Genomic DNA, 24,889 nt, shown 5'->3' on the forward strand with positions numbered 1-24,889 from the left:
CCTTTTGCTTTTCAGTGCCCCGGAAAGTCCATGAGCGCGTCCACCGTCAGGCCCGCGTCGCGCAGTCGGGCTGCGCCGTGAAGGTCGGGGAGGTCGATCACGAAGAGGGCGTGGCTCACTGCTGCTCCGGCAGTGCGGAGCAGTTCGGCAGCGGCAAGCGCTGTGCCGCCGGTGGCGATGAGGTCGTCCACTATGACCACGCGTTGTCCCTCGGGGATGGCGGTGGGATCAATCTCCAGCCGGTCACGCCCGTATTCCAGCGCATAGTCGATGCCGATGGTCGGCACAGGCAGCTTGCCGGGCTTGCGCACGGGGACGAAGCCGAGGCCCATCCGGGCGGCCACAGCAGCGCCGAAGATGAAGCCGCGCGCTTCCATGCCCGCGATGGCTTCTGCACCCGCTGTTTCTGCCCTTTGCGCCAGATGATCGATACAGGCCGAGAAACCTGCGCCGTGCGAGATCAGCGTGGTGATATCGCGGAACAGGATGCCGGGGGCGGGGAAGTCCGGCACAGTGCGGACGAGGTGTTTGAGCTCTTCGGGTGTCATTGCTGGCTTTCTAACGGGATATTCCGCCGATGTCTCGGCTCTGCATCTTGCGGTAGTATGACGAAAGACACGCACAAAGAAAAAGGCCACCGTTTCCGGTGGCCTTTATTCTTGTTGCCAGTGGCAGACTGGTCAAAGCGGAAAGCTCAATGCTTGTCAGCCCAGACGTTCTTCTTGGCAAGGTATGCAAGGACGGTCGCGGCCAGCAGGAAGCCGAGCACAGCCCAGCCGGTCTGCTTGCGCTTGTCCGCCTTGGGTTCGGCCGTCCACATCAGGAATGCCGAAACATCCTTCGACATCTGGTCCACCGTCGCCTTGGTGCCGTCCGAGTAGGCGACCTGATCGTCGCTGGCGATCGGGGCGGGCATGGCAAGGTTCAGGTTGGCGAAGTACGGGTTGTAGTACAGGCCATCCGGGGTCTTGGAGTCCGGGAACTTCTTGAGAAGTTCGGCGGGCTGTTCCTGATAGCCGGTCAGCAGCGAGTAGACATAGGCACCGCCGTTGTGGCGCGCCTTGGCGATCAGCGAGAGATCGGGCGGCACGCCCTGACCGGCATAATAAACGGTCGGGATGTAGTCAGAGGCGATGTTGTCACGCTCTGCACGCTCGCCGCTCTTCTCGTCGAAGGTCGGCTGCTTGGTGCCCCACTGCTTGGCAATCGCCTTCACTTCGCCTTCCGAATAGCCGAGATTGGCAAGATCGCGGAATGCGACGTGCTTGAGCGAGTGACAGGTGGCGCAGACTTCCTTGTAGACTTGGAAGCCACGCTGCAGCTGCTGCTTGTCGTATTTGCCAAAGACGCCGTCGCTGGCGAACTTCACGTCCTTGGGATGGAGATGGAACTCGTGCTCTGCCGTGGGGGCAGCGGGTTCCGTGATCGCGGAGTAGGCGCCGTTACCGAACGACCAGAGCAGCGCGACTGCGAAGAACAGGCCTACCAGGGGGCCAAAAAGACGGACCATGGGGTTCTCTTTCTCTTACGCTTCGTGGCTGTCAGGCAGCTGCAGGGTTGGCGTTGAGCACAGCGCTCTCATCCTTGCCCAGCACGGCTTCGGTGATCGAGAACGGAAGTGGCTCCGGCTTCTCGATCGACGAAACGAGCGGAAGGATGATGAGGAAGTGCGCGAAGTAATAGAGCGATGCCAGCTGGCTGAGCATCACGAAGGGTTCTTCAGCCGGAGCGCCGCCGCAGTAGAACAGGATCGCCATGGTCGGGATGAGACCGAACCAGAAGAACTTGCGGAACAGCGGACGGTAGTGGCCCGAGCGAACCGGCGAGGTATCCAGCCAGGGCAGGAAGAACCACACCAGGATCGAGCCGAACATGGCGAGCACGCCCATCAGCTTGGCCGGGATGAAGAAGAAGTCATAGGTGAAGGCGCGCAGGATCGCGTAGAACGGCCAGAAGTACCATTCAGGAACGATGTGTGCGGGCGTCGAAAGTGGGTTTGCCGGGATGTAGTTGTCCGGGTGGCCCAGTGCGTTCGGTGCAAAGAACAGGATTGCGCAGTAGATCAGCAGGAACACGCCCAGTCCGAAGCCGTCCTTCGCCGTGTAGTACGGGTGGAAGGGAACGGTGTCGCTTTCAGCCTTCACTTCTACGCCGGTCGGGTTCGACGAGCCGGGGATGTGCAGCGCCCAGATGTGCAGGATGATGACACCCGCAATCACGAAGGGCAGCAGGAAGTGAAGCGAGAAGAAGCGGTTCAGCGCGGCGTTGTCGGGCGCAAAGCCACCGAGCAGCCAGATCTGAAGCGGTTCACCCACTACCGGGATAGCGCCGAACAGACCGGTGATGACCTTGGCACCCCAGAACGACATCTGGCCCCAGGGCAGCACATAGCCCATGAACGCCGTTGCCATCATCAGCAGGAAGATGACCACGCCGAGCAGCCAGATCATCTCGCGCGGGGCCTTGTACGATGAGTAGAAGAAGCCGCGGAAGATGTGCAGATATACGACGACGAAGAACGCCGAGGCCCCGTTTGCGTGCGCATAGCGCATCATCCAGCCCCAGTTGACGTCGCGCATGATGTGCTCGGTCGAATCGAAGGCCACCAGCGCGTTGGGCGCATAGTGCATGGCCAGAATGACGCCTGTCACGATCTGAAGCACCAGACAGAAACCGGCGAGAACGCCGAAGTTCCACATGTAGTTCAGGTTGCGCGGCACCGGATAACCGGCGCCCACAGCGTTGTAGACGAAGCGGGGCAGCGGCAGCTTTTCATCGAGCCACTGCGTCAGGCCAAAGGCCGGCTTATATTCGTTTGCCCAGGGAAAGCTCATGTTTCCTGTCCTCAACCGATCTTCACGACAGCGTCGGAGATGAATGAATACTCGGGCACCTCAAGATTCTTGGGTGCCGGACCCTTGCGGATGCGCGCTGCGGTATCATAGTGCGAACCGTGGCACGGGCAGAAATAGCCGCCGAACTCACCCTTCACTTCACCTTCGCCCGCGCCCAGCGGCACGCAGCCGAGGTGGGTGCAGACGCCCATGGTGATGAGCCAGTTGGTCTTGCCTTCCTTGGTCCGTTCTTCCAGCGTCTGCGGATCGCGCAGCGAGGAGGCATCAACCTTGTCCGCCGCAGCGATTTCTGCCGGGGTCAGGTTGCGGATGAACACCGGCTGCTTGCGGAATACCGCCTTGATCGCCTGGCCCGGCGTGATCGCCGAGATGTCGATCTCGGTCGAGCTTTGTGCCAGCACGTCTGCCGATGGAGCCATCTGACTCACCAGCGGGAACAGCACGGCCGCGCCGCCCACCCCCGCAAAACTCACCGCCGCGATATTGATGAAATCGCGCCGGCGCACGCCTTCTCCGGCTTCTGCCGAAGTGTCGATGCTCGCCTGTTCAGCCATTGAAATTCCCTGCCTGCTGCCGCCGCGCGCGCGAATCGCACACGGTCCAACTTGCCATTGTGGAACGGTTCGGGACGACCGGACCGGCGCGTCCTGAACCGCACGGGAGCCGGGCACGCACAAATGCGCCATGCCAGCCCCCACTTGGCGGGCCTGATAGACGCAAAGTCACGCCTTTGCCAACAGGCATTTTGGTATGGGGAATCACCCTTGTTTCCGGCGCATTTCGGAACGGCGAGCCGCTATTGCGTGGCTTATGCAGCCTGCTCGAACCCAGCGCCATCGGGCCAATCGGGCGCGGTGATTCCCATAACCTTGAACAGAGAACCCATCTGCCCCTCTCCGGTCAGGCGATCACGCGCGGTGCGCACTGCTTCTGCTTGGGCAGGCGCAAAGGCCGCCAGCGCGTCGGCACGCGCATCGATGCCCAGTGCACGCAGCCAGTTGCCCTGCTCTACGGTCCCCAGCCAGCGCGCACCACGAGATTGCGCGATCGGAGCGAGCGCAGAGAAATCGACGTGTGCCGTGAGGTCTGCTTCACCGGGCGACGAGAAAACGTCTACCTTGCGGTGCGCTCGCACGGCCTGAAGCGAGGAGCCAAAGCGCGGCTCGGCATGACCATAGTCGATGAAAAGCGCTGCTCCGCCTTGCGTGGCGAGCCTGCCCGCCACTTCATAGACGATAGCTGCTGATGCGGGAGAGGTTTCGTAAATTGTATTTTCGGGTGCATCTCTGCGATTGCTGGGGACGGCAACTTCCATCGGTGCGGTCCCTGCCACAGGCACAAGCCGCCCTTCGTGCAGCCCGACCATGCGTTCGCGCCATCCAGTGCCCGTGCGCACCAGTTGCCGTACCGGAAGCGCATCAAGAAATTCGTTGGCTACGATCAGGAGGGGGCCATCGTTGGGCAGCGATGAAAGATCGTCATGCCAGAAGGCCTCAGGGTGCAATTCCAGCTGCTGCGCCTTGAGCGCAACGCTCGTCTCCACAAAATGCGTACGCGGATTGAGGCCGTACTTCCGTGCCGCGTCCAGCGCATCGCGCGCCAACGTGCCACGCCCTGGGCCAAGCTCGACATAGTGTACCGGCTCGCTCCGCCCGGCGCGAATCCAGATGTCGGCCAGCCACAGCCCAATCAGTTCGCCAAACATCTGGCTGATTTCCGGCGCGGTGATGAAATCGCCAGCCACGCCAAACGGATCGCGCCCACCATAGTAGTGTGCATTTGATTCGGCCATGTAGTGCGCCACGCTGATCGGGCCGGTGTTGGTGATCAGCCGCGTGAAGGTATCGAGCAGCGGTGCTTTCACGCCGGGGCGGCTCCGCCCACTGGCAGTGGCTTGCGGATCAGCGCGCGCAGGAAGAAGAACAGACCCACCGCCATCATCGGGATCGTCAGCCACTGGCCCATCGAAAAACCGGTGCGCATGGCAAATTCCATCAGCTGCGCGTCGGGCTCACGATAGAATTCGACGGTGAACCGGGCAAGGGCATAGCCAAAGGTGAACAGCCCGACGAGCAGCCCGGTGCGCCAGCGTGCCTTGGTCTTCCAGAACAGGAACAGCAGCAGCACCGCCAGAACCAGACCTTCGAGCGCGGCTTCGTAAAGCTGGCTGGGATGGCGCGCGATCGGCCCACCGCCGGGGAAGACCATCGCCCACGGCACGCCCGCTCCGGCTTCGCGGCCCCAGAGCTCGCCATTCATGAAATTGGCAAGGCGGCCGAACAGCAGTCCGAACGGCACGCAGACAGAGATATAGTCGCACACCCGCACAAAGTTGAGCTTTGCCCGCCATGATACCCAGGCAATCGCCAGCACCACACCGATCAACCCGCCGTGGAAGCTCATGCCGCCCTCCCACAGCTTGATCAGGTTCTGCGGCGCGGAAAGCAGTTCGGGCGCGTAGAACACGGCATAACCAAGCCTTCCGCCAAGGATGATACCGAGCGTGGCGTAGAAGAACAGGTCATCGGTATGGCGCTGCGCCATCGGCGAGCCGGGCTGGCGGATCATCTTTGACAGAAGCCAATAGCCCAGCACGATCCCGCCGAGATAGGCCAGCGAATACCACTTGAGCGCGAAGAAGCCGAGGTCGAGTGCGATCGGGGAAACGCCCAGATCTTCCCAGCGAATCGGTGCTGAAACTCCTGCCGAAGCGGCTGACGTTACGGCAAGCGCGGTTACCGTTGACACTAGTGACAGCAAGCTGTGAACTCCCTACAAACTTCGGATCGGACCCGTTTCCATGCTGCCGGATGCGCCCTTTGGGGTAGCGTATTGGCACAGGGGAAAGGCCGCACGCAAACCCGAAAAGGCCCGCATCAAGATGGGCCTGCGGGTGAGGAGCAATGAAAGGGTATCATGAAGACCGAACTGGACCTTGCCATGGACCGCGCTTTTGGCGCGATGACTGCAGAAGGCGGCATGTTCCATACGGTTCCCATACGGCGGTTTGATCGGGATCTGCCTATGATCGCCGCCGCGCCACCGCACCTGCCTGCCTACTTCGCCTATTTCTGCGCGATGCAGGGGGACAAGACTTTCATCGTCGATGGTGCAACACGCCTCAGCTTTGCCGACGTCTACAAGGCTGCGCGGCATGTCGCAGGCGGTATGGTCGAAGGGTTGGGGCTGCAAAAGGGTGACCGCGTGGCCATTGCTGCGCGCAATTCGGCCAACTGGGTGGTTGCCTACATGGCCGTGCTGATGGCTGGCGGCTGCGCAACCCTGCTCAACGGTTGGTGGCAGGGCGAAGAACTGGCGCAGGGCATAGATCTTGTCGATTGCCGTTTCGTGATCGCCGATGCTTCACGCGCGGCGCGATTGGAGGGCCACAAGCATGGGGCAACGATGCTTCCTATGAAGCATGACTGCCACTACGCCGAGGGACTCGCTGCGCTTTTGGCCAATGGCGGCAGCATGGAAACGATCCTGCCCGAACTGACGGGCGATGATCTGGCGACCGTGCTGTTTACCTCCGGCTCCACCGGTGTGGCCAAGGGCGCCTATTCCGATCATCGTGGCGTGGTGCAGGGCACCATGAACTATGTCGCCCAGACAGCAGGAATGCTGGCGATCCTGACAGCGCGTGGAGAGGCTCCCGCAGCAGACTCGCAGCCGACCACATTGGTCAATGTCCCGCTGTTCCATGTAACGGGCGAAGTACCCGTGTTCCTCCAGTCCTTTGCCATCGGGCGAAAGTTGGTGCTGATGCCCAAATGGGACGCGGTCGAGGCCATGCGTCTGATCGAGCGGGAAAAGGTCAGCTATTTCGTCGGCGTGCCGCTGATGAGTTTCGAAATCGCTACGCACCCGGATCGTGACAAATATGATTTGTCCACATGCGTCTCCTTTGCCGCTGGCGGCGCGCCGCGCCCGGTCGAGCACGTTGACCGCATCCGCAAGGCGCTACCCCACGCTTTCCCACTGTTGGGATATGGCCTTACGGAAACCAATGGTGTGGGTTGTGGCAATCTCAACGAGAACTACCTCGCCAAGCCCGGCAGCACTGGCACCGCCTCGCGCCCGCTGGTCGACCTTGCTATCCTTGACGATGATGGCAACGCTCTACCGCAAGGCGCTGTGGGCGAAGTTTCGATCCGGTCCATCGCCAATTTTCTTGGGTACTGGAACAACGAGAAGGCCACGCGCGAGGCCATTACGTCTGACGGGTACTTCCGCACCGGCGATCTCGGCTATCTCGACCCTGAGGGCTACCTGTTCATCGTTGACCGCAAGAAGGACATCATCATTCGCGGCGGCGAGAATATCTCGTGCATCGAGGTGGAAAGCGCGATCTACGCTCACCCCTGCATTGCCGAAGTCAGCGTATTCGGCTTGCCGGATGAAAAGCTGGGTGAGGTTCCCGCCGCGGTCTACCTAGCCAAGGAGGATTGTTCGGCAACCGAGGAGGAACTGCGCGTGTTCCTTGCCGAACATATCGCCCCGTTCAAAATTCCCGTGCGTTTCTGGGAAGTTCACGAAGCTTTGCCCCGCCTTGGCACCGAAAAGGTCGACAAGCGCTCTTTGCGCGAACGCTATACCAAAGAGTGGCTGGCACCTTAGTTTACTGCCCCATAGCCATTGTTATTGGACGGTAACGCCTCACACGATAAAGGGGAGGCATGATGCTTCCCCGGATCGCCAATCAGCGCGCCATCATTGATCGTCGCGCGCTTGCCGACGCGGTCGCGGCTGCCTTTGCCGAACAGGGTGAAAAGGCGCGGCCCGCTGTTGTCGAACTGCTGCGCAATGCGCTTGAATCCGGGCGTGCAGAGATTGCCCGCAGGCTTGAGGCAAAGCCCTCGGCGGGGACAGAATGCGCGCAAGCACAGGCGTTCCTTGTCGATCAGCTTGTCAGGATCATTTACGATCATGTCGTCGCGCGTGTCTATCGTGCCAGCAATCGCTCCACCGGTGAGCGCATCGCGGTTTTGGCGGTAGGCGGCTACGGGCGGGGCGAAATGGCACCGCATTCGGATGTCGATATAGCCTTCATCACCCCGATCAAGCCCACATCATGGTGTGAGCAGGTGATTGAGGCGATGCTCTATTTCCTGTGGGACCTTGGCCTCAAGGTCGGCCAGTCCAGTCGCTCACTCGATGAAGTAGTGCGCATGGCCAAGAGCGACCTTACCATCCGCACGGCAATGCTTGAGGGCCGCTATGTCTGGGGTGATCGCGAACTCTACGATTCCGCGTCAGCGCGCTTTTGGGCCGAAGTGGTCAACGGGTCCGAAAAGCAATTCGTCACCGAAAAGCTGGAAGAGCGTAACCAGCGTCACAAACGTCTTGGCGACAGTCGCTATGTCGTTGAACCCAACGTGAAAGAGGGCAAGGGTGGCTTGCGCGATCTGCACACGCTCTACTGGATCGGCAAATACATCCACAAGGTGCGCGACGCGTCCGAACTGGTTGATGTTGGCCTGCTGACCGCAGAAGAGTACCGCGCGTTCCGCCGGGCGGAGAACTTCTTCTGGGCAGTGCGCTGCCATCTTCACACGCTGACCAACCGCGCTGAGGACCGCCTTACCTTCGATATGCAGCGCGAAGTTGCCATGCGCATGAACTTCGCTGATCGACCCGGCAAAAGTGCGGTTGAGCGGTTCATGCAGTACTTTTTCCTGCAGGCCAAACAGGTGGGCTCGCTCACCGGCGTGTTCCTTGCCCAGCTCGATGACCAGTTTGCCAAGCAGAAGCGCGGCTTTTTCTCTGCCCTGCGCAGCCGTAAGAAGAAGATCGGTGCTTTCGTGCTCGATGGCGGCAAACTAGGCGTCCCCGACGACGGCATTTTCCAGAATGACCCGGTGCGCCTCCTTGAAATATTCGCCGTTGCGGTGGAGCAGCAGATTGAAATTCACCCCGATGCCATGCGCATTGCCCGCCGCGATGCGGGCCTGATCGACGCTGCGGTGCGCAAGGATCCGCGCGCCAATGCGCTGTTCATGGATGTGCTCACCAGCCGCAAAGACCCTGAAACAGTCCTGCGCTGGATGAATGAAGCGGGCGTATTTGGCCGCTTCATTCCCGATTTCGGCCGCGTGATCGCGCAGATGCAGTTCGACATGTACCACCACTACACGGTGGACGAACACACCATCCGCGCCATCGGGCTGCTCGCCAAGATCGAAAAGGGCGAGGCGAAGGACGATCATCCCCTCGCCAGCGAAGTCGTCAGCAAGGTGGCCTCACGCCGCGTGCTCTATCTGGCCACGCTGCTCCACGATATCGCCAAAGGCCGTCAGGGCGATCATTCGGTGCTGGGAGCCGAAGTGGCGATGAAGCTGTGCCCGCGGCTTGGCCTTTCGGCAGCTGAAACAGAACTGGTTGCCTGGCTGGTGCGCTGGCATCTGCTGATGAGCGCCACCGCGTTCAAGCGCGATCTGGCCGATTACAAGACCATCGCCGATTTCGTCCAAACGGTGCAGAGTCAGGAACGCTTGCGCCTGCTGCTAATTCTCACTGTCGTCGATATCCGCGCAGTCGGTCCCGGCGTGTGGAACTCGTGGAAGCGGCAGCTTCTTGGCGATTTGTTCGTTTCAGCCGAAGAAATGCTTCGCCTCGGTCACAAGCAGCACGGCCGGGCCGAGCGCATTGCCGCCAAGAAAAAGGCCGTCGGTGCGATCCTGAAGGAGCGTGACGCCCTCATCGGCACGGTCGGCAAGCAGCTGGGCGATGCATACTGGATTGCCGAACCCGAAGACATCATCGCGCTCAACCTCCAGCAGATGGACACTGCGCTGGGCGAGCCGCTCTCGGTCGAGGCCCACTGGTATCCGGCACGCGGAGCGACGCTCGTCACCGTGCTGGCAGCAGATCACCCCGGCCTGTTCTACCGTATCGCCGGTGGCATCCACCTTGCCGGCGGCAACATCATCGATGCGCGCATCCACACTGCGCGCAATGGGACGGCGGTTGACAATTTCCTTGTTCAGGACCCGCTGGGGCGTCCCATCAATGAAGCGACCCAGATCGCCCGCCTCAAGAACGCGATTGCCGATGCGCTGGCCAACCGGGTCAAGCTCCTGCCTCAGCTTGCCGCCCGCCCGCTCGCCCGTCCGCGTGCCGATGCATTCGACGTGCGCCCGATCGTGATTTTCGACAACAAGGCCTCGAACCGATTCACCGTAATCGAGATCGGGTCACGCGATCGTCCCGCCTTGCTCAATCGCCTTGCCCGCGCTCTGTTCGAAGCCCGCCTGGTCGTCCACTCCGCCCACATCGCCACTTACGGCGAGCGAGCGGTCGATACCTTCTATGTCACCGATGTGTTGGGCGAGAAGATTGCAGACGAAGCGCGCATGAAGACGGTGGAAAAGCGCCTGCTTGAAGCTGCTGAGGATCGCAAGATCAAGGTTGCTGCTTGATTTGGGTTGCTTTCAGGTGGGTGATCTTCTGCGCGATCAGCCAGCTGACCGGGAAGGCCAGCAAGAAACCGGCGAGCGCAGAAATAGCAATCGGCTTCATCCCGTCCATTCCGGCTGCAAGCACGGCGGTCACGCCAATGCCCATAAGCGTGGTGGCAACGACCGAGTGCAGGATCATCATCAGACGGAACATGGCGCGGGCCTTTTCCAGTTTTTGCAGGATCAGGTAATCTCTATATCAGGCAATCCTGATATGAATTGACGCGCGTCAAACTGCCGATCTGCGGACTCGCAACTGGCCGCTGCCATCCCTATGTCTGCCGATGATGAGTGAAGCGGAATATCTTGCCGGTCGGCTGCTTTTGGCCATGCCCGGAATGGGCGATGCCCGGTTTGACCATGCGGTAATTGCAATGTGTGTGCATGACGAACATGGCGCGCTGGGCATTGGCATTGGTGAAGTGCGCGAAGGGTTGACCCTGCACGGGTTGCTGGAAGACATCGGCATTGATCCCGGCGTCGCGCCCGATGTTCCGGTGCTTAACGGCGGACCCGTGGAGACCGCACGAGGCTTTGTGCTCCATACTGCGGATTGGGGTGGAGAAGGAAGCGTTACGGTAAACCCGCTGTGCAGCCTGTCAGCCTCGCTCGATGTGCTGCGCGCCATTGCTGAAGGGCGCGGTCCGTCAAAGTTTCTGGTGGCACTAGGCTATGCCGGATGGGCTGCGGGCCAGCTGGAAGGTGAAATGCGCCACCATGGTTGGTATGCAGCCAAGGGTCACCCTGAAGTCCTGTTCGGCACGCCTACAGGCCGCCGTTGGACACAGGCCTGGAAGCGCGAGAGGATCGACCCCTCGCACCTCGTCGGGCAGACCGGCAGCGCGTGAATTACGCTTCTGCGGCTTCACTGTTGAGCTGCACATAGTTGGCCAGCCCCATACGTTCGATCATGTCGAACTGCTTTTCGATCACGTCGACATGCTCTTCCTCGCTTTCGAGGATCTTGGCGAACAGATCGCGGCTGACGAAATCGCGCACTTCCTCGCAATGGGCGATGGCATCGCGCAGCAAAGGCAGCGCATCCATTTCCAGCGCAAGGTCGGCCTTGAGGATTTCCTCTACCGATTCGCCCACGCGCAATCGGCCAAGCGCCTGAAAGTTGGGCAGGCCATCCAGAAACAGGATGCGGTCCGCCAACAAGTCGGCGTGCTTCATCTCGTCGATGGATTCGTGCCGTTCGTATTCGGCCAGCTTCTTTACGCCCCAGTTGGCGAGCAGGCGGTAATGCAGCCAGTATTGGTTGATCGCGGTCAACTCGTTGAGCAGCGCCTTGTTAAGAAACTCGATGACCTTGGCATCGCCCTTCATTGCGGGATCCTTCGAACTTGAATGGCTGGGAGAATGGGGCGATTCTAGGCGCACTCAAGCCACGAACCAAGCGCGAACGACTCGCATGGGATGCAAGGTTTGGTTGGGATTCAAACAGTAATGCGAATGTCTTGCACTGCGAACGCTGAGCGCTGGCTCACGCCATGGCGCAAGCGCGCTCGTCGGCAATTACGTCTTCGGCATCGTCAAGACACTGGCGGCACTGCGGGCGAAAGCCCATGCGGCCATAAATGTCTTCCGCGCCACCGGCATGGCAGCGCGCCGTGTTGCGGATGTCTTTTTCGCGGATGGCATTGCAGATGCAGATGTACATTCGGCGATCCTTCGGCGGGTATGGGCTGTCAATGATTCGCATTAATAATGAGACTGGATCGCAATAGCAAGCCTTTTGGTGGCTGACTCAGCCTGTTGCAAATCAACCAGCATCGCACTACATGTCGCCTCACATCAAGAGTTGGGGTGACGCTCCAACGCCAACCTGCCGATCCGGGCAAGGTGGTACCAGATCAGCGAAAGCTGGTAGGGGATGTGGCCGATCCGGCAACGAAACGGACACGGACACTTCAGGGGCGTCAACTTCAGCAGGCTGAAGAAAGACGCAAAGACAGTGCCGATCAGGATTGCCGACAATCTCCCCGCCCGCCGCACGCTCGAAGCCGAAGGCGTGATCGTGATGAGCGAGACCGAAGCCGCGCGTCAGGACATCCGTCCGATGCGCATCGCTCTGCTCAATCTGATGCCAGACAAGATCACCACCGAAACGCAGATCACGCGCCTGCTCGGCGCAACGCCGCTGCAGGTGGAACTCGAACTGCTGCGCATCTCTGACCACGTCAGCAAGAACACGTCGGCAGGTCATATCTCGGCCTTCTATCGCCCGTGGGAAGAGATGCGCGTTGAGAAGTTTGACGGGTTGATCGTGACCGGTGCACCGGTCGAGACGATTCCGTTTGAAGAGGTGAGCTACTGGGACGAGTTGCGTCGCATATTCGACTGGTCGCAGACCAACGTCCACCGCACGCTCTCGGTCTGCTGGGGCGCTATGGCCGCGCTAAACCACTATCACGGCGTCGAAAAGCATGGCCTCCCCACCAAGGCCTCAGGCGTGTTCCGCCATCGCAATCACGCCCCGGCCAGCCCGTGGATGCGCGGGCTGCCCGATGTGTTCGACGTCCCCGTCTCGCGCTGGAGCGAAGTGCGCCGCGAAGACCTGCCAGAAGGTCATGGCCTCACCGTGCTGGCCGACAGTGCCGAAACCGGGCTGTGTCTGATCGATGATCCGGCCACCCGCACACTGCACATGTTCAACCATCTGGAATACGATACGCTGACGCTGGCGGGGGAGTTCGCGCGGGATGACGGCAACTATCTACCCCGCCACTATTTCCCCGGCGACGATCCGCAAGCGCAGCCTTCCAACACCTGGCGCGGCCATGGGCACCTGCTTTATGGCAACTGGGTCAACGAGGTCTACCAGACCACGTCGTTTGACCTCGCCGATATTGGAAGGTGAGAGTCCTTGTTAGGTGCGCCCCCGACATCCGTCGGGGGCTTGCGGCACCGGCCCGCTCCCCCGCCCGGCCACCCAAAGCCTACTCGGAGAGGTTGCCGGGCGGGGAAGCGGGCCGACACCGCGAAAATGCTCTCAACCTCTCAACCCTTGCCTTTCCCGGCCGCTTCGCCTAACGGCCCGTCCTTCAACCGACACGGATTCGATGATCGGCCTGGCCACAAGGGCTGCCAAGGCAGATCGGACGCGTCGAAATCAGGAGACCAAAATGCCCAAGATGAAGACGAAGAGCGGCGTGAAAAAGCGCTTCAAGCTCACCGCCACCGGCAAGGTGAAGCACGGTGTGGCTGGCAAGCGCCACCGCAAGCACAAGCGGATTTTGGATCAGGCGAAGGGCTATCGCGGCCGTCGCAAGAACACCATCCGCGTCGCCCGTCAGGCCGTCGAAAAGGCCGGCCAGTATGCCTATCGCGACCGCAAGGTTAAGAAGCGCAGCTTCCGCGCCCTGTGGATCCAGCGCATCAACGCTGCTGTCCGCGCCGAAGGCCTGACCTATTCGCAGTTCATTCACGGCACCAAGCTGGCCGGGATCGAACTGGACCGGAAGACGATGGCAGACCTCGCCATGAACGAGGGCGCGATCTTCACCACCGTGATCGCACAAGCCAAGGCTGCGCTTCCGGCCTAAGCTACCAGCTTTAACCGATTGCAAGTCTTGCACCTGAAAAAGGGCGGGTTTCTACGGAAATCCGTCCTTTTTCCGTTGCGACTCATGCAAGTGCGATGCACTGTGCGCTCGACAGGTACGAAAACCAAAGATCGGGGCGCACATACTTTGACCGGGGACTGCACAGTCCGGGTACGATTCCATCGGCCACCCGCGCCGCTGGCCCCCTATTTCACGACGTTTTACATCACTGAAGTCGTCGTTGCAGATGGAGGCCGGGTCACCGATCACCTGCACCCGGAATGGGCCAACGTGCGCATCTTTTCAGGCGATTGTCCTGATTCCGAACTGCCGGGTCAGGCCCCGCTTACCGGGAGCGCGGCAAATTTCACCGGGCCAACCAGCACCGCGCTGAAATTCACGGTCGGGACGTTGCGAACCTGGGGGGTTGGGATTCTCCCGCTTGGCTGGGCACGCTTCGTCGGCCAACCTGCCAATGCCCATGCCGATCGCGTCTATGCTTTGGCCGAGCAGCCATTTCTGCAACCATTCGCGCCCCTGGCCGCGATTTTTGGCCAGGCTCCTGACGAAGAGGCCGAACTTTCCCGGATCACGCAGTTCTTCCTGCAAAAGCTAGCCCAATCGGACGAAGCGGACGATCCCCGTATCCTTGTCTGTCACAATGCGCTGCTCGATCCTGAGATCTCAAACGTCGCCGAAATGGCCGAGGCCACACGCCTGCCCGCGCACACGCTTGAACGCCAGTGCCGCCGCCACTTCGGTTTTGCCCCGCGTCTGCTGCTGCGCCGCCAGCGCTTCATGCGCAGCCTCGTGCAGTACATGCTCGATCCCACGCTCCACTGGATCGGCGCGATTGACAGCCACTATCACGATCAGGCTCAGTTCGTGCGCGACTTCCACCGCTTCATGGGCATGAGCCCCCGCGAATATGCGGCAACCCCCAAACCCATCCTGCAGGAGGTCATGCGCGCCCGGCAGGAGTTTCTGGGCAGCGCGGTTCAGGCCTTGCACGCCCCCGTTCCGCGATAACTCCGCGCTTTAATTTTCCGCGATTTGCCGCTAGCGGCTGCGCGCATGGAAAACCTCGATCAACAGCAGTCCGAAACGCTTGAAGCCATAGCCGCAGCAGCCACGCCCGAAGCGGTCGAGGCGATCCGCGTCTCCGCGCTTGGCAAGCAGGGCTGGGTCAGCGCACTGCTCAAATCGCTGGGCGGGATGACCCCGGACCAGCGCCAGAGCGAAGGCCCGAAGATCCACGCCGCGCGCGAGACCATGACTGCGGCACTTGCGCAACGCAAAACCGCGCTCGAAAGCGCCGTACTCGAAGCGCGCCTTGCCGCCGAAACGGTCGACCTGTCGCTCCCCGCGCCTGAACTCCCCCGCGGCTCGGTCCACCCCGTATCGCAGGTCATGGACGAACTGGCCGAAATCTTCGCCGACATGGGCTTTGCCGTCGCCAGTGGACCAGAGATCGAGGACGACTGGCACAATTTCACCGCGCTCAACATGCCCGAAACGCATCCGGCGCGCGCGATGCACGATACCTTCTACTTCCCGGACAAGGATGCCGAAGGCCGTTCGATGCTGCTGCGCACGCACACCTCGCCGGTGCAGATCCGTTCGATGCTGAAAGGGGGTGCACCTTTGCGCATCATCGCGCCGGGCCGCGTCTATCGTTCGGATTCGGACGCTACGCACACGCCGATGTTCCACCAGATCGAAGGCCTCGTCATCGATAAGGGCATCCACCTCGGCCACCTCAAGTGGACGCTGGAAACCTTCCTCAAGGCCTTCTTCGAGCGCGACGACATCACCCTGCGCCTGCGCCCCAGCTACTTCCCCTTCACCGAACCTTCGGTGGAAGTCGATGTCGGCTATACCCTCATCAACGGCAAGCGCGTGGTTGGCGGCAGCGGCGATGCGGCTGACGGTGGCTGGATGGAAGTGCTTGGTTCCGGCATGGTCAACCGCAAGGTCATCGAATTCGGCGGGCTCGATCCCGATGAATGGCAGGGCTTCGCCTTCGGCACCGGCGTCGATCGCCTCGCCATGCTGAAGTATGGCATGGACGATCTTCGCGCCTTCTTCGATGGCGATGCGCGGTGGCTCGGCCACTATGGCTTCGGCGCGCTGGACGTGCCGACCCTTTCCGGCGGTGTTGGAGTACGTTCGTGAAGTTCTCGCTCTCGTGGTTGCAGTCGGTCCTCGATACCAAGGCCGACGCGCGCCTCATCGCTGAAAAGCTGACCTCGCTCGGCCTGGAAATCGAAGGCGTCGAAGATGCTTCGGCGGCCCTGACCAAGTTCCGTATCGCCCGCGTGCTGACTGCGGAGAAGCACCCACAGGCAGACAAGTTGCAGGTGCTGTCGGTCGATCTAGGTGACGGCACCCCGCTGCAAGTGGTTTGCGGTGCCCCCAACGCCCGCGCTGGCCTCGTCGGCGTGCTCGGCCTGCCCGGCGGCGTGGTGCCTGCCAATGGCATGGAACTGCGCAAGTCGGCCATTCGCGGTGTCGAATCCAACGGCATGATGTGCTCCACCCGCGAACTGTGTCTGGGTGAAGATCACGACGGCATCATCGAACTGCCCGAAGACGCCCCCATCGGCACCAGCTTTGCCGACTATATCGGTTCCGACCCGGTGTTCGACGTGGCCATCACGCCCAACCGGCCCGATTGCATGGGCGTCTACGGCATCGCCCGCGATCTTGCGGCAGCGGGTCTCGGCGTGCTCAAGCCCATCCCCGCCGCGCCAGCACCCGCCAGCTTCCCCTGCCCAGTGGAGGTCCGCACCGACGATCCCGAAGGCTGCCCGGCATTCTATGGCCGCGTCATTCGCGGCGTGAAGAATGGCCCCAGCCCGAAGTGGCTGCAGGACTTCCTCAAGAGCGCGGGCCAACGTCCGATCTCGGCACTGGTGGACATCACCAACTACGTGATGCTCGGCTATGGCCGCCCCGCCCACGCCTATGACCTCGCCAAACTCACCGGCCCCGTCGTCGCCCGCAAGGCGCGCGAAGGCGAGAGCTGCCTTGCGCTCAATGGCAAGGAATACGCGCTCCAGCCTTTCATGACCGTGATTGCCGATGACAGCGGCGTCCACGACATCGCCGGCATCATGGGCGGCGAGCATTCGGGCTGCACCGACGAGACCACCGACGTCCTGCTCGAAGTTGCCTACTTCACCCCTGCCGCCATCGCCCGCACCGGGCAATCGCTCGCGCTCGCATCCGATGCGCGTGGACGGTTCGAACGGGGCGTCGATCCTGCTTTTCTCGATACCGGCATGGACCTGCTCACCAGCCTGATCCTCGAGATCTGCGGCGGCGAGGCCAGCGAAGTGGTCCGCGCAGGCGAGCCACCGCTGGCGCGCAAGACCGTGGCCTATGACCCGGAACTGGCGGGCAACCTTGGCGGCATCGATGTCGGCAATGGCGAACAGAAGCGCATCCTGACCGCGCTCGGCTTTGACGTGGCTGAAGATTGGACCGTCACCGTCCCGACATGGCGTCCCGATGTCGACGGCGCGCCAGACCTCGTCGAGGAAGTAATCCGCGTCCACGGCCTCGATGCCGTGCCCTCCACCCCGCTGCCGCGCGCAGACGGCGTGGCCAAGCCGACTGCGACGCCAGCACAGATGCTCGAACGCCGCGTCCGCCGCGCCGCCGCCGCGCGCGGGCTGCACGAAGCCGTCACGTGGTCGTTCCTGCCCGAAGCGCAGGCCGCACACTTTGCCGATGGCGAAACGCTGTGGAGCCTCGCCAACCCGATCAGCGAAGACCTCAAGGTCATGCGCCCCTCGCTGCTCCCCGGCCTGCTCTCGGCCGCGCCGCGCAACCTGCATCGCGGCGCTACCTCAGTCCGCCTGTTCGAGATCGGCCGCTGCTATCTACGCGGTGCAAATGGCGCGAGCGACGAGAAACTGAGCCTCGCCGTCGTTCTTGCCGGTGACAGCACACCGCGAGGCTGGGCAACAGGCAAGGCCAAGCCCTTCGACGCGTTCGACGCCAAGGCCGAAGCGCTGGCGCTGCTGGCTGAAGCCGGTGCCCCGGTCGACAACCTGCAAGTCATGGGCGAGGCTGGCGCACAGTTCCACCCCGGCCAGTCGGCCACCCTGCGCCTTGGCCCCAAGCAGGTGCTGGCCCGCTTCGGAATGCTCCACCCCGCCACCGCCAAGGCCTTCGATCTCGATGGTCCGGTCGCCGTGGTTGAACTGTTCCTTGATCGCATTCCCGTAAAGAAAGGTGCTGGCGCATTCGCCCGCCCGCACTTCGCCCCGCCCGCTTTACAGGCTGTCACGCGCGACTTCGCGTTCCTTGTCGATGCAGCACTTCCCGCTGGTGACTTGCTGCGCGCAGTAAAGGGCGCGGACAAGCAGGCGATCACCGCCGCGCGGTTGTTCGATGATTTCCGGGGGCAGGGCGTGCCAGAGGGGCAAAAGAGCCTCGCCATCGAGGTCACGCTCCAACCCACCGAAAAGTCGTTTGACGAAGCCGCGCTCAAGGCAATCGCCGACAAGGTCGTTGCCGCTGCGGCCAAGCAAGGCGCTGTGCTGCGAGGATGAGCGAAGATCTGGTCACGATCACAGGAGACGGCCTCACCGCGCGGATCAACCCGCTCGGCGCGGAACTGTGGTCGCTGACCGATTCGTCCGGCGCGGAATACATGACCGATGCCGACCCGGCGTTTTGGTCGGGTCATGCGCCGCTGCTGTTCCCCATCGTCGGTTCGCTCAGCGGCGATGTGCTGCGCCTTGATGGCCGTGAATACCAGCTGCCGCGCCACGGCTTTGCCCGCCGCAGTATGTTTTCGCCGGTTCATGTCGAAGGCAACGAAGCCCGCTTCCGCCTAACGGATTCGCCCGAAACCCGCGCGCTATACCCCTTCGGCTTCGTGCTGGAAGTTTCCTTCCGCATCGAAGGAGTGACGCTGCATATCGCAACCAGCGTGTTCAATCCCAATGCCGATCCGCTCCCCCTCAGCTTCGGCTATCACCCCGCCTTCGCCTGGCCGCTCCCCGGCGGGGCCGACAAAGCTGCACACAAGCTGGTGTTCGAAGCTGACGAGCCGCAACCCGTCCGCCGCGTATCCCGCGAAACCGGCCTGCTCCTCGCACAAGGCGAACCGACGCCCATCACTGCGCGCGAACTCCCCCTGACCGAAGACCTGTTCCGCGCCGATGCGCTGATCTGGGACGACCTGAAAAGCCGCAGCCTGCGCTACGGCGCAGCCGACAGCACACAACTCGAAATCGCCTTTCCCGACACGCCCTCGCTCGGCGTCTGGCAAGTCCCCGGCGCACGCTACATCTGCATCGAACCTTGGGCTGGCCATGCGGACCCTGAACACTTCACCGGTGACTTCCACGAAAAGCCCGGCATCGTCCTGCTGGAATCCGGCCAGACCCGCAGCTTCCGCATGGACGTAACCGTTCAGCCGCGCTAACCGCGCGGCTTATGTCCAATCGCCGCACCTTCGCCATCATTTCACACCCTGACGCCGGTAAAACGACGCTCACCGAAAAGCTGCTGCTGCAAGGCGGCGCCATCCACCTTGCGGGCGAGGTGAAGGCGCGCGGCGCGGCCCGGCGTGCCCGGTCGGACTGGATGAAGATCGAACAGCAGCGTGGCATCTCGGTCACGTCCTCGGTCATGACCTTCATGAAGGACGGGATCGTCTTCAACCTGCTCGACACACCGGGCCACGAGGACTTCTCTGAAGACACCTACCGCACCCTCACCGCGGTCGATTCGGCGATCATGGTGATCGATGCGGCCAAGGGCATCGAGCCGCAGACGCGCAAGCTGTTCGAGGTGTGCCGCCTGCGCTCGGTGCCGATCATCACGTTCGTCAACAAGGTGGACCGCGAAGGCCGCTCGGTGTTCGAAACACTGGACGAAGTCGCCGATGCTTTGGCGCTCGATGTGGTGCCAATGTCGTGGCCCATCGGCATGGGCGGCGTGTTTCAGGGCGTGATGAGCTTTGCCGATGAAACCATTGCCCGCCCCGAAGGCGACAGTCGCGAGTTTCTCGGCAAGATCGAACCCGCTGTCGACATCCCCGCCGACATTGCCGAAGAAATCGAACTGGCCCGTGCTGGCTACCCTGAATTCGATATCGAAGCCTATCGCAACGGCGATCTGACACCGGTCTATTTCGGTTCGGCGCTCAAGAACTTCGGCGTGGTCGATCTGATCGAGGCCATCGCAAAGTTCGCCCCGCCGCCGCGCCCGCAATCGTCGAGTGTCGGCACGGTCGACCCTGAGCGCGCCGATGTGACCGGCTTCATCTTCAAGGTGCAGGCCAACATGGACCCCCAGCACCGTGACCGGATCGCCTTCATGCGCATGGTTTCCGGCACGTTCCGGCGCGGCATGAAGCTGACGCCTTCGGGCAGCGGCAAGCCCATCGCCGTCCATTCGCCGATCCTGTTCTTCGCGCAGGACCGCGAAATTGCCGATACGGCAGAAGCGGGCGACATCATCGGCATCCCCAACCACGGCACCTTGCGCGTGGGCGATACGCTGTCGGAAAAGAACGACCTGCGCTTCACCGGCCTGCCCAACTTCGCGCCGGAAATCCTGCGCCGTGTGGTGCTGAAAGATCCGACCAAGACCAAACAATTGCGCAAGGCGCTGGACGATCTGTCCGAAGAGGGCGTGATTCAGGTGTTCTACCCGGAGATCGGTTCACAATGGATCGTTGGCGTGGTCGGCCAGCTTCAGCTTGACGTGCTCGTCTCGCGGCTTGAGGCGGAATACAAGGTCGAAGCCGGGCTGGAACCTTCGCCGTTCGATACTGCACGTTGGGTCAAAGGCGGTGATGCCGCGTTGAAATCCTTCACCGATTTCAACATGTCGAACCTCGCCAAGGATCGTGACGGCGACCCGGTGTTCATGGCCCGATCGGCTTGGGATGTGGGCTACCAGCAGGAGCGAAATCCTGAACTTGTGTTTTCCGCTACCAAGGAACGGTAGACCCGCCTTAGTCCATTCGAGGGGTTGAATCCGGTTCGCTTCGGGCGCAGTTACCCTGCCATGCAGTTACTTGGCCCGACATCGAACACGTTCATCTCCCAGCGTCTGCGCCTCCACTATGTGGATTGGGGCAATGCCGACAAACCACCGCTTCTGCTCGTGCATGGTGGACGCGACCATTGTCGTTCGTGGGACTGGACTGCGGAAGCCCTGCGCGAAGACTGGCACATCATCGCGATGGACCACCGTGGCCATGGTGACAGCCAGTGGACCGAAGACGGCAATTACCGCACGATGGATCTTGTCTATGATGTGGCGCAGCTGATCCACCAGCTTGATTTGGCGCCAGTTACCATCGTTTCACATTCATGGGGCGCCAACACCAGCCTGCGCTATGCCGGGCTGTTCCCCGAAAACGTGCGCAAGATCGTGGCAATCGAAGGGCTGTTCCCCACGCCAGAGCGCGAGGCGATGATCAAGAACGTGCCATTTGCGCGGCGCGTTCGCGAATTCATTGGCGAGAAGCGCAAGGCTGCGGGCCGATTGCCACGCCGCTATCCCACGCTGGAAGACGCCTATGCACGCATGAAGGGTGAAAACCCGTACCTGACCGACGTTCAGGCCCGCCACCTTACGCTGCACGGCATCAACCGTAACGAGGATGGCACGTTCAGCTGGAAGTTCGACCCGCACCTTAACGTTGACGGCGCACCTTATGACATCACCGTCGAGCAGCGAAATGATCTGTGGAAGGCGATCACTTGCCCCACGCTCTTGCTCAATGGCGCGGATTCATGGGCTGGCAACCCGGAACGCAACGGCATGGCAGCGCATTTCCGCAATGCCGAGGTGGTCGAATTCGAGAACGCCGGGCACTGGGTCCACCATGACCAGTTCGATAAGTTCATCAAGACGCTCAAGGATTTCCTCTGATGGCTGAATTTGCTGACCGCATCCTGCCTGAACATCAGGAAATGATCAGTCGGCAATCGGTGTTCTTCGTGGCCACCGCAGCCGTCGAGGGGCGCATCAATCTTTCGCCCAAAGGCTATGACAGCTTTCGTGTGCTCGGCCCAAATCGGGTTGCCTATCTCGATCTTGGCGGGTCCGGGAACGAAACGCACGCCCATCTCCTTGCCGATGGTCGCATCACCGTGATGATGACCAATTTTCAGCAGCCGGCGCTGATCTTGCGGCTCTACGGCCATGGCAAACCAGTCCTGCCTGCTGATCCTGAGTGGGAAGAACTGGCAGCCCATTTCGTGCTGCTCCCCGGTACACGCCAGATCTTCGACATCGCGGTCGATAGTGTGCAGACAAGTTGTGGCTGGGGTGTTCCAATCATGACTGTGGAGCAGGAGCGTCAAACTCTGGTCAAATATCACGCGCAAGCCGTTCCGGCAGCGTGGGAAGCCAAAGTTGCCGGGCGCGTCTGCAGCATCGACGGGTTGCCGGTACGACCGACCGACCGTTATATCGCTGGTGCCTGAAGCACGCAGAAAGCTGAAGGTCGCCAGCTACAACATCCACAAGGGTGTCGGGCTTGATCGCGTGCGCGATCCTGATCGTATCTTGACCGTCCTGCGTGAGATCGACGCCGACGTTATCGCATTGCAGGAGGCCGATCGCCGCTTTGGCCTGCGCGAAGCGGTGATCCCGCGCGCAACGCTTGATGATCACAGCCCTTGGACGGTGGTGGAGCCGGGACACTACGACAGCGCACGCACAGCGTCCAGCATGGGATGGCATGGCAACGCCTTGCTTGTGCGCCGCGGGATTGAGATCGTTGAGGCCTGTGCGGTGCCCCTGCCGACCATTGAGCCGCGCGGCGCGGTTTGTGCCACCTTGCGCGTTGGCGGTACATTGCTGCGCGTGGTCGGGATGCATCTCGATCTGTCAGGCTTGCGTCGCCGTCAGCAGGTCACGGCGGTTTGCGGTCACCTGACCACTTATGCCGATCCGGGCCATGCCGTGATGATGGGCGATCTGAACGAATGGTCGATTACCGGAGGCGCACTCTCTGCCTTCGCGCCGCCGTTGCGTGTGCTGGCTCCCGGCCGCAGCTTTCCGGCACGCCGTCCGCTGGCGCAGCTTGACCGGATCGTGGTCAGCGAGGGCGTCGAAGTGGAGGCGAGCGGCGTCCATCACAGCCCGCTTGCGGCGGTGGGATCGGACCACCTTCCGGTGTGGGCGACGCTGCTGCTGCCCTGATTTGAGGCACTACGACCTGCCTAAAAAACAGGCAGTGCGCGTATCATGCACAAGAATCGGGCGGCATTGACCGTCAGCCGGGCATTTCTGTTCCCGTAAACAGCCCAATCCGTATCTTTTCGGATTTGGCACGTCCTTTGCATAACACTCTATGCCGGCGGGTCGCCCGGTGTGTGGGCAATAGAAGGGGGCATGAATGAAATTCATCATCGCCATCATCAAGCCGTTCAAGCTCGACGAAGTGCGTGAAGCGCTCTCGGCGCTGGGCGTTGCTGGGATGACGGTGTCGGAGGTGAAGGGCTTTGGTCGGCAGAAGGGCCAGACCGAAATCTACCGTGGCGCCGAATACTCGACCAACATGCTGCCGAAGGTGAAGATCGAAATCGCTGCCAGCGATGATCTTGCGCCGCAGATCGTGGAAACGATCCAGCAGGCTGCCAGCACCGAAGCAATTGGCGACGGCAAGGTGTTCGTGCTCGATCTCGCATCGGCCACGCGTATCCGCACCGGCGAAACCGGGGATACCGCGCTGTGAGCGCGCCTTCCATTTCCGACCTTAGGGGAACCAACATGATCCGTAAGATGATCGGTGGCTTGGGACTGGCTCTGTTCTATGGTGGCCTTACCCGCACCAAGAACATGATCGCCACGATGACCCAGATCGGCGCAGTCGCGTGTCTCGCGATGCTGCTGTGGGTGATGTACGGCTATGGCCTCGCATTCGGTCCTGAAGGCAACGCCTACATCAGCTGGGGCAAGTGGTTCCTCTCTGGCGTCGATGCGTCGAGCCAGGCTGCAACTTTCACTGCTGGCGTCGAAATTCCCGAATATGTGTTCATCTGCTTCCAGATGACCTTCGCCGCGATCACCGTGGCGCTGGTTCTGGGTTCGGTGGTCGAACGCATGAAATTCTCGGCCATCATGGCGTTTGCCGCCGTGTGGCTGACCATCGTCTACTTCCCGATCGCTCACATGGTGTGGGCTGCGGGTGGCCTGTTCTTCGACATGGGCGCTCTGGACTTCGCCGGTGGTACGGTCGTTCACATCAACGCCGGTGTTTCGGCGCTGGTTGCCTGCCTTATCCTTGGCAAGCGTATCGGCTTCCAGAAGGACGTCATGGCGCCGCACTCGCTGACCATGACTGCCATCGGCACTGGCCTGCTGTGGGTGGGTTGGTTTGGCTTCAACGCTGGTTCGGCTCTCGAAGCCAATGGTTCGGCTGCTCTTGCCATGATCAACACTTTCGTCGCCACGGCTTCGGGTGCGCTGTTCTGGATGCTGGCTGAGCGCGCTTCGGGCCACAAGGGTTCGGCTCTCGGCTTCTGCTCGGGCATCATCGCTGGCCTCGTGGCTGTCACGCCTGCTGCTGGCAACTCCGGCCCGTTCGGTGCCATCGTTCTTGGCGGCATTGCCTCGGTTGTCTGCTTCTTCCTCGTCACTGTGGTGAAGCCGAAGCTTGGTTACGACGACTCGCTTGACGCATTCGGCATCCACGGCGTGGGCGGCATTGTCGGCGCAATCGGTACGGCAGTTGTCTATGCACCGTCGCTCGGTGGCCCCGGCGCCGAAGACTATGACATGGGCGCCAAGCTGGTTGTTCAGGTTCTGGCCGTGGTCACCACCATCGGTTGGGCTGCCATCGGCACCGCCATCGCAATGTTCGTCGCCAAGGCTCTGACCGGCCTGCGTGTCACCGAAGAAGTTGAGCGCGAAGGCCTCGACCTCGGCGAGCACGGCGAGCGCGCATATAACTACTAAGTTTCTACCGAATTGGCGGGGCGGGGGAGAACAGATCCTCTCCCTCTCATCCCCCACCCCGCCAAACCATGTTCCTCCTGCG

24 protein-coding genes and 1 riboswitch are annotated in these 24,889 nt (G+C 61.6%); of the genes, 15 read left to right on the top strand and 9 right to left on the bottom strand.

Features of this window, described 5'->3' with window-relative positions:
- Positions 1 to 11: 11 nt before the first annotated feature.
- The 6 genes from B7X90_RS02885 to lgt form a co-directional block, all read right to left on the bottom strand.
- On the bottom strand, positions 12 to 548 hold the full coding sequence (locus B7X90_RS02885; protein ID WP_292621496.1) for an adenine phosphoribosyltransferase: 537 nt from the start codon (positions 546 to 548) through the stop codon (positions 12 to 14).
- Positions 549 to 694: 146 nt separating this feature from the next.
- The gene (locus B7X90_RS02890) at positions 695 to 1,510 is read right to left on the bottom strand and encodes a cytochrome c1 (RefSeq protein ID WP_292621498.1); all 816 of its coding nucleotides are present in this window, start codon (positions 1,508 to 1,510) and stop codon (positions 695 to 697) included.
- Positions 1,511 to 1,541: 31 nt separating this feature from the next.
- Positions 1,542 to 2,834: a cytochrome b N-terminal domain-containing protein gene (locus B7X90_RS02895; RefSeq protein WP_292621500.1), complete on the bottom strand. Its 1,293-nt coding sequence runs from the start codon at positions 2,832 to 2,834 to the stop codon at positions 1,542 to 1,544.
- 11 nt (positions 2,835 to 2,845) lie between these two features.
- On the bottom strand, positions 2,846 to 3,409 hold the full coding sequence (petA, locus tag B7X90_RS02900) for a ubiquinol-cytochrome c reductase iron-sulfur subunit (RefSeq protein ID WP_292621501.1): 564 nt from the start codon (positions 3,407 to 3,409) through the stop codon (positions 2,846 to 2,848).
- 254 nt (positions 3,410 to 3,663) lie between these two features.
- Positions 3,664 to 4,719, bottom strand: a complete 1,056-nt coding sequence (locus B7X90_RS02905) for an SAM-dependent methyltransferase (RefSeq protein ID WP_292621554.1) — start codon at positions 4,717 to 4,719, stop codon at positions 3,664 to 3,666.
- The gene (lgt, locus tag B7X90_RS02910; RefSeq protein ID WP_292621556.1) at positions 4,716 to 5,603 is read right to left on the bottom strand and encodes a prolipoprotein diacylglyceryl transferase; all 888 of its coding nucleotides are present in this window, start codon (positions 5,601 to 5,603) and stop codon (positions 4,716 to 4,718) included. Before lgt ends, B7X90_RS02905 begins: the two co-directional genes overlap by 4 nt.
- A 168-nt stretch (positions 5,604 to 5,771) precedes the next feature.
- Here lgt and B7X90_RS02915 point away from each other — a divergent pair, with 168 nt between their 5' ends.
- Positions 5,772 to 7,475: a class I adenylate-forming enzyme family protein gene (locus B7X90_RS02915; protein ID WP_292621503.1), complete on the top strand. Its 1,704-nt coding sequence runs from the start codon at positions 5,772 to 5,774 to the stop codon at positions 7,473 to 7,475.
- 59 nt (positions 7,476 to 7,534) lie between these two features.
- Positions 7,535 to 10,276 carry a [protein-PII] uridylyltransferase gene (locus tag B7X90_RS02920; RefSeq protein ID WP_292621504.1) on the top strand — a complete coding sequence of 914 codons (2,742 nt, stop codon included), beginning with the start codon at positions 7,535 to 7,537 and terminating at the stop codon, positions 10,274 to 10,276.
- Here the strand turns inward: B7X90_RS02920 and B7X90_RS02925 are convergent.
- Positions 10,260 to 10,469 carry a hypothetical protein gene (locus tag B7X90_RS02925; RefSeq protein ID WP_292621505.1) on the bottom strand — a complete coding sequence of 70 codons (210 nt, stop codon included), beginning with the start codon at positions 10,467 to 10,469 and terminating at the stop codon, positions 10,260 to 10,262. The genes B7X90_RS02920 and B7X90_RS02925 overlap by 17 nt on opposite strands.
- 133 nt (positions 10,470 to 10,602) lie before the next feature.
- Between B7X90_RS02925 and B7X90_RS02930 the strand changes: the two genes are divergently transcribed.
- Positions 10,603 to 11,163, top strand: coding sequence for a YqgE/AlgH family protein (locus B7X90_RS02930; protein ID WP_292621507.1), 561 nt, complete (start codon positions 10,603 to 10,605; stop codon positions 11,161 to 11,163).
- A gap of 1 nt (position 11,164) precedes the next feature.
- Here the strand turns inward: B7X90_RS02930 and bfr are convergent, their stop codons facing one another.
- Both bfr and B7X90_RS02940 read right to left on the bottom strand, forming a co-directional pair.
- Entirely contained in the window at positions 11,165 to 11,644 is a 480-nt protein-coding gene (gene bfr, locus B7X90_RS02935) for a bacterioferritin (protein ID WP_292621508.1), read from the bottom strand.
- A 157-nt stretch (positions 11,645 to 11,801) separates the two neighbouring features.
- The gene (locus tag B7X90_RS02940) at positions 11,802 to 11,978 is read right to left on the bottom strand and encodes a (2Fe-2S)-binding protein (RefSeq protein ID WP_292621510.1); all 177 of its coding nucleotides are present in this window, start codon (positions 11,976 to 11,978) and stop codon (positions 11,802 to 11,804) included.
- Between the two features lie 126 nt (positions 11,979 to 12,104).
- Positions 12,105 to 12,223, top strand: a riboswitch (SAM-I-IV-variant riboswitch).
- A gap of 49 nt (positions 12,224 to 12,272) precedes the next feature.
- On the opposite strand from B7X90_RS02940, the gene metA reads away from it, so the two are divergent.
- The 12 genes from metA (at position 12,273) to B7X90_RS03000 (ending at position 24,807) form a co-directional block, all read left to right on the top strand.
- Complete coding sequence (metA, locus tag B7X90_RS02945) at positions 12,273 to 13,178, top strand: homoserine O-succinyltransferase (RefSeq protein WP_292621511.1); 906 nt, start codon at positions 12,273 to 12,275, stop codon at positions 13,176 to 13,178.
- 265 nt (positions 13,179 to 13,443) lie between these two features.
- On the top strand, positions 13,444 to 13,863 hold the full coding sequence (gene rplT / locus B7X90_RS02950) for a 50S ribosomal protein L20 (protein ID WP_292621512.1): 420 nt from the start codon (positions 13,444 to 13,446) through the stop codon (positions 13,861 to 13,863).
- A 147-nt stretch (positions 13,864 to 14,010) separates the two neighbouring features.
- Positions 14,011 to 14,892 carry a helix-turn-helix domain-containing protein gene (locus B7X90_RS02955; protein ID WP_292621514.1) on the top strand — a complete coding sequence of 294 codons (882 nt, stop codon included), beginning with the start codon at positions 14,011 to 14,013 and terminating at the stop codon, positions 14,890 to 14,892.
- A gap of 45 nt (positions 14,893 to 14,937) precedes the next feature.
- On the top strand, positions 14,938 to 16,038 hold the full coding sequence (gene pheS / locus B7X90_RS02960) for a phenylalanine--tRNA ligase subunit alpha (protein ID WP_292621516.1): 1,101 nt from the start codon (positions 14,938 to 14,940) through the stop codon (positions 16,036 to 16,038).
- Complete coding sequence (gene pheT, locus B7X90_RS02965) at positions 16,035 to 18,425, top strand: phenylalanine--tRNA ligase subunit beta (RefSeq protein ID WP_292621518.1); 2,391 nt, start codon at positions 16,035 to 16,037, stop codon at positions 18,423 to 18,425. Before pheS ends, pheT begins: the two co-directional genes overlap by 4 nt.
- On the top strand, positions 18,422 to 19,306 hold the full coding sequence (locus B7X90_RS02970) for an aldose 1-epimerase family protein (protein WP_292621519.1): 885 nt from the start codon (positions 18,422 to 18,424) through the stop codon (positions 19,304 to 19,306). Before pheT ends, B7X90_RS02970 begins: the two co-directional genes overlap by 4 nt.
- A gap of 11 nt (positions 19,307 to 19,317) precedes the next feature.
- Positions 19,318 to 20,838 (top strand): peptide chain release factor 3, encoded by a 1,521-nt coding sequence (locus B7X90_RS02975; protein ID WP_292621521.1) that lies wholly within the window; start codon positions 19,318 to 19,320, stop codon positions 20,836 to 20,838.
- Positions 20,839 to 20,898: 60 nt separating this feature from the next.
- Positions 20,899 to 21,771, top strand: coding sequence for an alpha/beta hydrolase (locus B7X90_RS02980; protein WP_292621522.1), 873 nt, complete (start codon positions 20,899 to 20,901; stop codon positions 21,769 to 21,771).
- Positions 21,771 to 22,328: a pyridoxamine 5'-phosphate oxidase family protein gene (locus B7X90_RS02985; protein WP_292621523.1), complete on the top strand. Its 558-nt coding sequence runs from the start codon at positions 21,771 to 21,773 to the stop codon at positions 22,326 to 22,328. Before B7X90_RS02980 ends, B7X90_RS02985 begins: the two co-directional genes overlap by 1 nt.
- Positions 22,321 to 23,049, top strand: a complete 729-nt coding sequence (locus B7X90_RS02990; protein WP_292621524.1) for an endonuclease/exonuclease/phosphatase family protein — start codon at positions 22,321 to 22,323, stop codon at positions 23,047 to 23,049. Before B7X90_RS02985 ends, B7X90_RS02990 begins: the two co-directional genes overlap by 8 nt.
- 196 nt (positions 23,050 to 23,245) lie before the next feature.
- A complete protein-coding gene (locus B7X90_RS02995) occupies positions 23,246 to 23,584 on the top strand; it encodes a P-II family nitrogen regulator (protein ID WP_054107869.1) in 339 nt (112 codons plus the stop codon).
- Positions 23,585 to 23,619: 35 nt separating this feature from the next.
- On the top strand, positions 23,620 to 24,807 hold the full coding sequence (locus tag B7X90_RS03000; protein WP_292621533.1) for an ammonium transporter: 1,188 nt from the start codon (positions 23,620 to 23,622) through the stop codon (positions 24,805 to 24,807).
- Positions 24,808 to 24,889: the final 82 nt, after the last annotated feature.

Origin of the sequence: Novosphingobium sp. 17-62-19 (genome assembly GCF_002256775.1) — a bacterium.
Lineage (GTDB): Bacteria > Pseudomonadota > Alphaproteobacteria > Sphingomonadales > Sphingomonadaceae > Novosphingobium.